The sequence below is a fragment of the Halobaculum magnesiiphilum genome, from assembly GCF_019823105.1.
GTDB lineage: Archaea > Halobacteriota > Halobacteria > Halobacteriales > Haloferacaceae > Halobaculum > Halobaculum magnesiiphilum.
Genome location: NZ_CP081959.1, coordinates 262478 through 271515 on the forward strand (window position 1 = coordinate 262478; position 9038 = coordinate 271515).

At 57.2% G+C, this 9038-nt stretch carries 9 protein-coding genes; 3 read left to right on the forward strand and 6 right to left on the reverse strand.

The genetic code is table 11. The features are described from left to right. Positions 1-18: 18 nt before the first annotated feature. Positions 19-531 carry a winged helix-turn-helix transcriptional regulator gene (locus tag K6T50_RS16545; protein WP_222609029.1) on the reverse strand — a complete coding sequence of 171 codons (513 nt, stop codon included), beginning with the start codon at positions 529-531 and terminating at the stop codon, positions 19-21. 9 nt (positions 532-540) lie between these two features. After that, positions 541-792 (reverse strand): DUF8151 family protein, encoded by a 252-nt coding sequence (locus tag K6T50_RS16550; protein ID WP_222609030.1) that lies wholly within the window; start codon positions 790-792, stop codon positions 541-543. An 82-nt stretch (positions 793-874) separates the two neighbouring features. Between K6T50_RS16550 and K6T50_RS16555 the strand changes: the two genes are divergently transcribed. After that, positions 875-1105 carry a DUF7860 family protein gene (locus K6T50_RS16555; RefSeq protein WP_222609031.1) on the forward strand — a complete coding sequence of 77 codons (231 nt, stop codon included), beginning with the start codon at positions 875-877 and terminating at the stop codon, positions 1103-1105. Between the two features lie 265 nt (positions 1106-1370). Continuing rightward, the gene (locus K6T50_RS16560; protein ID WP_222609032.1) at positions 1371-2729 is read left to right on the forward strand and encodes an APC family permease; all 1359 of its coding nucleotides are present in this window, start codon (positions 1371-1373) and stop codon (positions 2727-2729) included. 109 nt (positions 2730-2838) lie between these two features. Here K6T50_RS16560 and K6T50_RS16565 read toward each other — a convergent pair whose 3' ends face one another. The 3 genes from K6T50_RS16565 to K6T50_RS16575 form a co-directional block, all read right to left on the reverse strand. Beyond that, positions 2839-4089 carry a phage integrase SAM-like domain-containing protein gene (locus tag K6T50_RS16565; protein ID WP_222609033.1) on the reverse strand — a complete coding sequence of 417 codons (1251 nt, stop codon included), beginning with the start codon at positions 4087-4089 and terminating at the stop codon, positions 2839-2841. Between the two features lie 440 nt (positions 4090-4529). Further along, the gene (locus K6T50_RS16570; RefSeq protein WP_222609034.1) at positions 4530-6206 is read right to left on the reverse strand and encodes a transposase; all 1677 of its coding nucleotides are present in this window, start codon (positions 6204-6206) and stop codon (positions 4530-4532) included. A 230-nt stretch (positions 6207-6436) separates the two neighbouring features. Further along, positions 6437-6826: a CopG family ribbon-helix-helix protein gene (locus K6T50_RS16575; protein WP_222609035.1), complete on the reverse strand. Its 390-nt coding sequence runs from the start codon at positions 6824-6826 to the stop codon at positions 6437-6439. Between the two features lie 101 nt (positions 6827-6927). Here K6T50_RS16575 and K6T50_RS16580 point away from each other — a divergent pair, with 101 nt between their 5' ends. Beyond that, complete coding sequence (locus tag K6T50_RS16580; protein ID WP_222609036.1) at positions 6928-7782, forward strand: sulfite exporter TauE/SafE family protein; 855 nt, start codon at positions 6928-6930, stop codon at positions 7780-7782. Between the two features lie 68 nt (positions 7783-7850). Here the strand turns inward: K6T50_RS16580 and K6T50_RS16585 are convergent, their stop codons facing one another. Continuing rightward, positions 7851-8759 carry a cation diffusion facilitator family transporter gene (locus K6T50_RS16585; protein WP_222609037.1) on the reverse strand — a complete coding sequence of 303 codons (909 nt, stop codon included), beginning with the start codon at positions 8757-8759 and terminating at the stop codon, positions 7851-7853. Positions 8760-9038 lie beyond the last annotated feature (279 nt).

A 9038-nucleotide genomic window follows, 5' to 3' on the forward strand; every position in this document is an offset into this window, starting at 1 on the left:
CTCGAGATAACTACGCAATCACCCTTCGATGAGGGAATCCACGAGGCGCGTGAACCGGTCAAGCATCCGGTCGGAAAGCGACGGGGTGACTTCCTTGAGGAGTCGAACTGTCTCAGTCGGCTTCGGCACGACCAACGTCACGTGATTGTTCTTGTCCCGCTGTTTCACGACGAGGTCCTGCTCGACGAGATGGTCGAGATGCCACTCGAGGGTACTTCGAGCGATGTCGAGGGCGTCTACGACGGAACCCGGAGTGGAGGAGCCATGCTCAAGCAAGTAAAACAGGATATCCCGAGCCGTTTCACGACGAACGACGGCGATCGCTCCCCGTTCCCCCTCGTCATACTCGGGCGTGTAGTAGTGGGTCCGACCGTAGAGATGTTCCTCGACGATTTGGTCCTGACGCTGGAGTTTTTTGAGGTGGTACTGCACCTGGCCGGGCGCGAGATCGAGCGCCCGCGTAAGCGCGTTGAAGTGCTTGCCCGGGTGAGTAGCAAGATAGTCGTGAATCCGATCCCGTTGGTGTGTCACGACCTTATTTCAGCCCTCGGCAAGCTCGCGCTTGACCTTCACGTAGCTCTTAGCCGCTTTATCTGTGGCCAGGAGATATGCGAATACCAGGACGACGCATCCAATGACAGCGGCCCACCCAGCAAGGAGGGTTTGGCCGCTCTGGGCGGTCGTGAGTGCGAACTGTTCGATGTACAGCCCCGCCACCGACAGGCCAGCAGAGCCGAGACCGAACACGACGAGTTCGAGTAGTTCCGGAAGTATCTCGAGCGCTGAATCCATAGTTACTATTGAATCTGGAATCAGCGGGCTTCACGTTTTCCAAATAGAAATCTACTTGCCGTTGAGAGTGCCACTCCGATATATGCAAGGGCGATACGGTAATCTTGACTATTCACGGCTCACAAAGCTGAGTTTCTTACTCGGCATCGGGATGTTCGTGGTAGGTGAATTCGGCGAGTTCGGAATTAGAAAGGCCGGGATGTCCGTCCCAGCGTGGGAACACAGCCTGTTGATGACGATGGCGGCAATCGGCATCGTAGTCGCACTTCTCTCGCCATTCGTGTTCGGTATCGTCCTCCCCCTGACCGAATAGACGTCTCGTCGTGATCGCCAGCCGGCTGGCGGATAACGGACTACTAGACGACCTACCTCGAAAATCAGCTGTTTGCCGAAATCTGGTTCTGAAACAAACACGCCGTGGACGACGCCTACCCGGAAGAATCCGTGGCTCTGATCACGGAGATATTAATTTCTAGTATGAGCGTTCTTCTTTGTCACTTTGCAGCACCAGCGAAGGATTGACACCTCGCAACCCACTACAAATCCGGGAGGAGCAGATTCGAAAGAGATCGATAGCTATGAGTGACAGTCTCGGACTGAAAGAAGGCGTCTCGATGGCGCTCGGCGGCATGATCGGGGGCGGCATCTACGCCGTCCTCGGCGTGGTAGCAGGAATAACTATGTCCGCCATCTGGTTCGCGTTTCTGGTCGCCGGTGTCGTCGCGATGTGTGCGGGCTACTCGTACAACAAGCTCAACAGCCTCACGGACAATCAGGGAGGCTCTGTGACGTTCGTCCAGTGTTATCTCGGCAATTCCACGGTCGCCGGAATCGTCGGCTGGACGCTTCTCTTCGGCTATATCGGATCGATGGCGATGTACGCCTTCGCGTTCGGAGAGTTCACGGCCGCGTTCGGCGTGGTCCCGACGAGCATTATTGCGAATGTCCCGATCCGGCCGCTCATCTCGGTAATGGCGGTGGCTGGATTCGTCGGCCTGAATTTGCTCGGGGCGCAAACCACCGGCACGACAGAGAACGTTCTCGTCGCGCTGAAGGTCGGCATCCTCGTCGTGTTCGGTCTCCTGGGGTTGGTGTATGCATTCGGCTTCAGCGGTGCCCCGTTCGAGTACGGCGTCAGCCATCTCGGCGGATTCGGTCCGATTATGGCGGCTGCTATCTCCTTCGTCGCGTTCCAAGGGTGGCAGCTCCTGTACTACGATCAGGAAAGCATCGAGAATCCTGTCGACACCATCCGGAAGGCAGTGTACGTCTCCATCCCAGTCGCCGTCGCCATCTACATTTTGGTAGGGATGGTGACGGTGAACCTCGTGCCGCAAGCCCTCGAGTCTCATTCACACGTCGCCTTGAAGGACGCCGCTTCGATGATGATGCAGCCCTACGGGCTGGCGCACGTCGGTGCGGTCGTCCTCGCGTTGTCTGCGTTGTTCTCGACGGGGAGTGCGATAAACGCAACCCTGTTCTCCTCGGCGCACTTCGCCAAGGGGATGCTCAGTGATGATCTGCTCCCTGATCAGATCGGGAATTCAGGCACCGACGGTATCCCCGAACGGACGGTTCTAGTCCTCGGTTCCCTCACCGCGGCGTTCGCATGGTACGGGAGCCTCGGCGCTATTACCTCGTTCGCATCGCTGTCGTTCATACTCGTGTTTGGGTCGATGAGCTACCTTGCGTTCCGCCAGCGTGACCACGATGAAGTCAACGCCGTCATCCCGGCGGTCGGGACTGTCGGCGCGCTGGCGTTCTTCCCGCTCATGCTGTACAACCTCTACACTCGCGAACCGAATACGTTCTATATGGTGCTCGGTATCGCGGCCGTCGTGCTCGCTGTCGAACTCCTCTACTTCGAGCGTGACCTCATCGAGGAGGAAGTCACGCAATTCGAACCCGATGTCGGGACTGTTTCAGAGGGCGACTAACCCATTATTCCTCTTCGACGATGTCAGGCAGTTCGTCCGTTAGCCCGCTCAGGTTCCCCGGTGAGATAGCCGGCTGTCTTTTCGGGCAGGTTCTACCTACCAGAACGTCTCATAAATCGGACTGTGAGAAGTTGGCCGAATCGACCTCTTCAAGAGCTTCCGTAGCGACATCGCCTAATTCTCCAGCTTCAATGTGTGAGTATCGCTCCCGAACCATCTCCTCCGAGTTATCGAGATACCGAGCCGCCACCGTGTATCCGAACGCGCGGACTAGCACCTCGCCCATGCCACGACGGCCACCGTGCGGAGCAAGATAATCGTGTTTCGGATGGTCAATTTCGATCTCTGCGGTCTCCGAGAGCCGTTGGAGAATCGACCGTGCGCCGTCCGTCGTAATCGACGGCGGCTGAATGTCCTGATTAAGCGCCAGCAGAAGGTCGCGGGCGTACTCATCACGCCTCTCAGTAATTCCCTCTGGGCGTTCCCCACGGTCGGAGAACTCATCCTGGACGAGCTCCGCGAGCGTCCGTTGGTCGAACGTCGGAAACACCGGCCATCGTTCCGTCGGTGGGTCCATCAGCTGGCGATAGCTCCGCAGCGGCGAAATTACTGGGTCAGGGAGGCTCGCGGCGTCCCACTGCTGTTTCTTCCGGTAGACGTCCATACTCCCGTCGTCGAGCGAAAGGTCCTCCCAGCGAACGCCGCGCCGGCGCGGATCATTCGGGTCCCGGAGGAGTTCGCCGACGCGGACGGCGGTGTACGCGAGGACGAACACCAGCGCCCGGTCACGAGCCGCCTTCAGCGCCGCGTAGCGTCCTCGCTGCTTGTCGAGGGGGTCAGTATCCTCTGGGAGTGTCGTGTACGCCTCGACGGCGTCGCGGGCCCGTTCGTCGACGTGGCGGGTGAGGGCGTGGCGCTGTTCGGACGTCCAGGCCTGCTGGTCGCCGGGCTTGCGGCCGTCGTCCTCCGGTAACGGCGCCATCGCACTCGCCCGCTGCGCGTAATGTGCTTCGAGATATCCTTCGTTGACGCACCAGCCACACCACGCAGAGATATAGCGGTAATAGGTTTGTACCGTGTTCTGCTTGAGTCCCCGATCTCCACCGAGATGTCGGGCGTACTCCCGGAACACGCGTTCGTCGAGATCGTCGAAGGTCGGCCCGCGGTCGACGTCGTCGGTAACGATCCCGGTCCAGTCGTCGGCGCCGCGGTCGCCGGCGGCCCACTCGGCGAACCGCTCGAGCTCGCGTCCAGCGTTACGTCGATAGTTCCCGCCGTCGCCACCGCGGCCTTTCCCCTTGTCCTGGAGGTAGCGCTCGAAGCTGTCGTCGAGCGGTGTCGAAAGCGCTCGTTCAGACATCAACCGGCCCTCCACCGTCCTGCGGGCCCGGTCTCGGCGCCTCTACCCCAGGGGAAGCGCCATTGTGAGGCGGTTGCAGCATTCGTGCTTCACCGACGGCGGCGGGGTACTTCAAAGTGGTCGTGATTACCAGTGTAATCAGAACCAAATGTAATATTCCTAATACCGCCAAATTCGACGGATTTGAGAGCTGTGGAGCGTATATCGGCAAGTATAAATCATATACCGCTATATCATTTTCCTGGCGTTGGAAGTTGAGACTACAGCGGGTTTAGCGGGGCTGTGATGCGTGGTCTCAGCCGAATCAGTGAACAGAAACTGCTTCAGATCTCTCTTCGTTCGCTTCTTCGTGTCGCACTAGCAACCAAATAGTCGTTTTCCCGAGATTCTCGATAGCGTTGCCACTCAGAAATCTGCGCTGACCCAGAGCGAGGACCCTGCTATCCGATTCCTGTCTCCTTCTTCAGCAGCGTCAATGTGTTCTCAGCCGTCACGACCGGCGCGTGCTCGTACTCACCAGTCAACTCGACTTGGACGAGTAAATCCACGGCTCGCCAAATCGAGTACAGCAGACACGCGAACGCGAAATAGAAGAAACGAAGCCCAAAATCCTTCGACGTGGTGGCAGCCATGAACCGTTTGATCGACTTGTACCCGCTCTCAATCTCCCAGCGGTAGCCATACTCCGCAAGGTGACCACTCCCCCGATTCGTCATGAACACCGAATACTGCCGGTGATCGTCGTGCTCTGAGTCCTCTTTCCGGCGGTAGATCAGCGTGGTCTCGTGCCACTCGTTCTTTCCGAGATGGAGTTTGCGGTCGGTTTCGTACCGATCCTGGTTACGCTGGAGTAACCGCTTGGCCTGGGCTTTTTCGCTGGTCTGCATCCGCTTGGGAACGACGTAGGACAGCCCCCGCTGGCTGATCATCTCCAAGACGTGCTGACTATCGAACTCCCGATCCATTAGGACGTTATCGACGTGAACGAGGTCTTCGGCGGAGTCGAGCAAGTCCTCGACGATCGCTTTGCGTGACTCGCCTTTCCGCACGGGGCGAGCATCGAGGACGAGCGGGACAGCGTTACCGACCAGCTGGACTGTCGCCCACTGGTACGCGTACTCGTGGGTCTTCTCCTTCGTTCCGATGATTTCGTTCTCGTGGTCGGTCCTGTCGCCGGTGAAGGGATCGGCTTCGGTGATGTCAATTGCGATGATGCCAGCCCGAAAGAACTGCTCTGTCTCCGCGACCTCGTTCAGGAGCCTATTAACTGCCTGTCGGTACATCTCTCGAACCTGTTCAATCGGAAGGTCACGAATGTGCTCGCGATGGGCGTGTCCCAGCGGTGTCCGGTCGCGGGTCGACTCGTAGACAAAACTACGAGCCCCCTCGTTAGCAGCCAGCCTCTCTCGAAGCCCCAGATAGGTCTGTAAGTCCCAGTAGGCGTTCTCGTGGATCTCACAGCCCTCACCTCGATCCAGCGAGAATGCCGGGAAGACGACACGGCTGACGTGGTCCGTAATCGATGCCGCTTCGTCAAGGACAGCTTGACCGTCTGGGTCCGATTCGTCCGCTTTATCCCCGTGAGATGGACGATGTCGGTCTGGATTCCGCGGAACAGTAACATCCGCGTTCTTGGCTTTGATGAGGATGGTTCGCGCGGCTGTCTTGACTGTACTGCGAAGCTCGGCAGTGAACCGTTTGTGCCAGCTGCGCCACAGCGTCGACTGGTCTGGAACGGTCTCTAGACCGAGTCGGCCGCAGAGATCAGGGCGTTGAGCGAGATACTCGACGAGGGCAGTCTCGTGTTCCCACCCGTGGATTTCTTTGAGTATGAACCCGCGGAACAGGTGTTCCATCTCGTACTGAGTCGCCGAAGTATAGCGATCATGTGGTGCGAACTCAAGATAAGTCACCGGCAGTCGACAAACGAAGTCCTCCACTGACTCGTGAGCGTTATGTTCGAACCAGACGCTCGCTACTTTTCGAACGTCTTCCTCAACGGCGGCCAACGTACTTCGATCGTAGAATGGTGTTGAGTTGTAGCTGGGCCAGTCGTAGTGAGGGTCTCGTGCGATGTGGCGGAACACTGTCCGCTGCGAGTCGCGCGTTGCGGTCATTACTGGGCACTCTCTAGCGAAAGGACGCTTTGTTTAGCTGTGTGAGAATCGACCCGGGACGACAGCAGGCGTAATCAACACTGTTGTGACTGGATAGACGAGTTTGCTGGATGGATGTCCAAATAACCGTCAGCTACGCCCGAATATGCCAAGCCGGAGAACCAATCCCCAGAGAACCAATCGGTACAATACTCTATACAGGACATCCGTTGAGTGCTGTGGTAGTGAGATCAGTTTGCTTGAAGGAAGGTGACGTTGGCGCGACCGACAGCGTCGAAGTCACGGAGCCGATAGGCAAGTTCACGGATACGAGCGGCTGGGCCGCGACAGAACAGCCCCTCTAGGCACCACTCGCCCTGGTGGGAGTGGCTCGTCGTCTCGATTACGTCCTGGAACTCGTGTTGGACGTCGTGGAGTTCTCCGATGACGAGGGTGTGTTCGTAGTCGAAGACGATCATAGCGACGACCTCACCCTCGAGCTCTTCGAGTGTCTGATGGCGTTCGACGTATTCCTGCATCGCTTCGCGAACTGCCCGAGATCGCGACTCCATACCCTCGGCTTCCCACGTCTCATCGAACTCGTCGAGTAACTCCTGTGGGATATTGAGACTGGTGCGCATAGTCCGTATTGGCCTGGCGGCCTCTTAGTGGCCGTTATTACGGAGTCCTCGAATCGTTCTTAACAATCCATACCTACCGTGGAATCCTCGTTTTCACTACTGTGTTACACAACGACGCATTGTCTCTCTTGCTGGGGGCGGTCGTCCTCGGGGCCGTTCACGGTGTCGAGCCCGGCCACGGCTGGCCTGTCGCTGCGGCGTACGCGCTCGACCAGACGAACAAGTGGCTCTACGGTTTCGTCTCCAGTCTGATCATCGGTGTCGGCCACCTCATCAGTAGCCTGGCGATAGTGGCAGTGTTCTTCTACGCGAAATCGTACTTCAGTCTCACGCAGATCAACGAACCGGTCACTCTCTTCAGTGGCATCCAGATCGGCGGTCCTGTCAGTCTCGTCGCTGGGATACTCCTTATCCTGCTTGGTATACGAGAATACACGGGACACTCTCACGACGACGGTCATTCCCACGGCGAGGCGGGACACACAGACGAAGCGCACGAGCATGGTCATGAGACGGAGCATACCCACGAGGACGGCCACGATCACGGGAACGTCCACGACCATGACCACGAGACTGCCTCGACGGCGATTTCAGGGGGATTCACTCGAGTAAAGAACCGCATTACGGGCGGCGGGCACTCACACGATCACGGGGAACTCAATCAAGCAGCAGAGCGCGGGCTCTTCGGGATCGCGTGGTTCGCATTCATTCTCGGCTTCGCCCACGAGGAAGAGTTCGAGATTATTGCGATGTGTGCAGGGTCCCAGTACTGTCTCGAACTGATGAGTGTCTATGCGATCACCGTCATTCTCGGGATCGTCGGCCTGACCATGCTTCTCGTGGCGGGCTACACGCATTACGAGGAGAAAGTGGAACAGTACACGCCGTATCTCCCGCTCTTCTCGGCCGCGGTCCTCATCCTCATGGGGCTCGGGTTCATCACTGGGCTCTACTGACCACACTCATCGGCAACCAAACTCGGCAACCAACGAAGATGGGTTGTAGTTTGTACGGGGATACGGGTTCACGAAGGCGAAGTTACCGAATCATCAGCGTCCTTCCATTCACCGAGTCCAGCCGGATCGAGATGGACGTGGACGTCTGAAACTGATTCGACCTCACGGACGCGCTGGCGAAGATTTGATTCGAGATCGTGTGCCTCCACCACAGTTAGATCTTTGTCTACTTCAGCATGGAACTCGACTTCGACCATGTGCCCGGAGTAGTACGCAACGAAATCGTGAATCCCGTGAACGGCGGAGTGCTCTCGAATCTGCTGTTTGATTTCTTCCTGTTCTGATTCGGGTGGTGCACTATCAGCGAGGTACTGAATATTCTCACGAGAGATATCTACGCCTTGGTGGATGACGAGCAGACTCACAATGCCGCCCGCAATCGGGTCGAAAATTGGGTAGCCGACAGCCATACCCAGAACGCCCACAAGGGCTGCACCTGTGGTATAGTGGTCATTGAGGCTGTCAGCGGCAAGCGCTCGAAGACTTGGTAACTGGAGTTCTTGATTTTTGTATTGCGTATACCAGTAACAGAGATACATATCACCGAGTGCGAACAGGAGTCCGAGTATGAGCCAAATACTGTACTCGGCAGAGACTCCAGTCAGGATCGAGTGACCTGCATCGTACAACAGTTTGAGTCCGAGCAGAACGAGGACGCCACCAACGAAGAGCGCAGAGAGTGGTTCGAATCGATTGTGTCCGTGGGGATGTGAGTCATCAGCATTGTCGAAGGCGGATCGACCCCAGATCAAGACGACACCGCTTGCGAGAAGGTCAGCAACGGAGTGCGCTGCGTCAGCGGTGAGTGCTAGGCTCCCGGTGAGTACCCCCAGTGCGCCCTCAACACCGATTTTGAGGGCATTTAAGAGAACATTGACCCAAGAGACTTTGAGAAAGGCCACGCGTGCGTCTGACATAGTATGGTGATACTGCTACTTCCTCATAAGAGACCTCATTAGTCGTGTATAAGCGAGTTTTTGATTCAATCTAAACTTTATTCAGCGCCACTGAAGGTCGTCGGCTAACAAAGAGGCCTATCACAAGACTGTGGCTACGTATGCATTGAGAAAAGCGGTCTCAACTACTGCCTGGCGTCGCTTCAGGCCAAAGGATATCAGCTGTGGTCAACTCATTTACCCCGATTTTCGACGGACGGCGGGAGGACTAATCATACCGGTTTGGAACTTAGAGAAGCT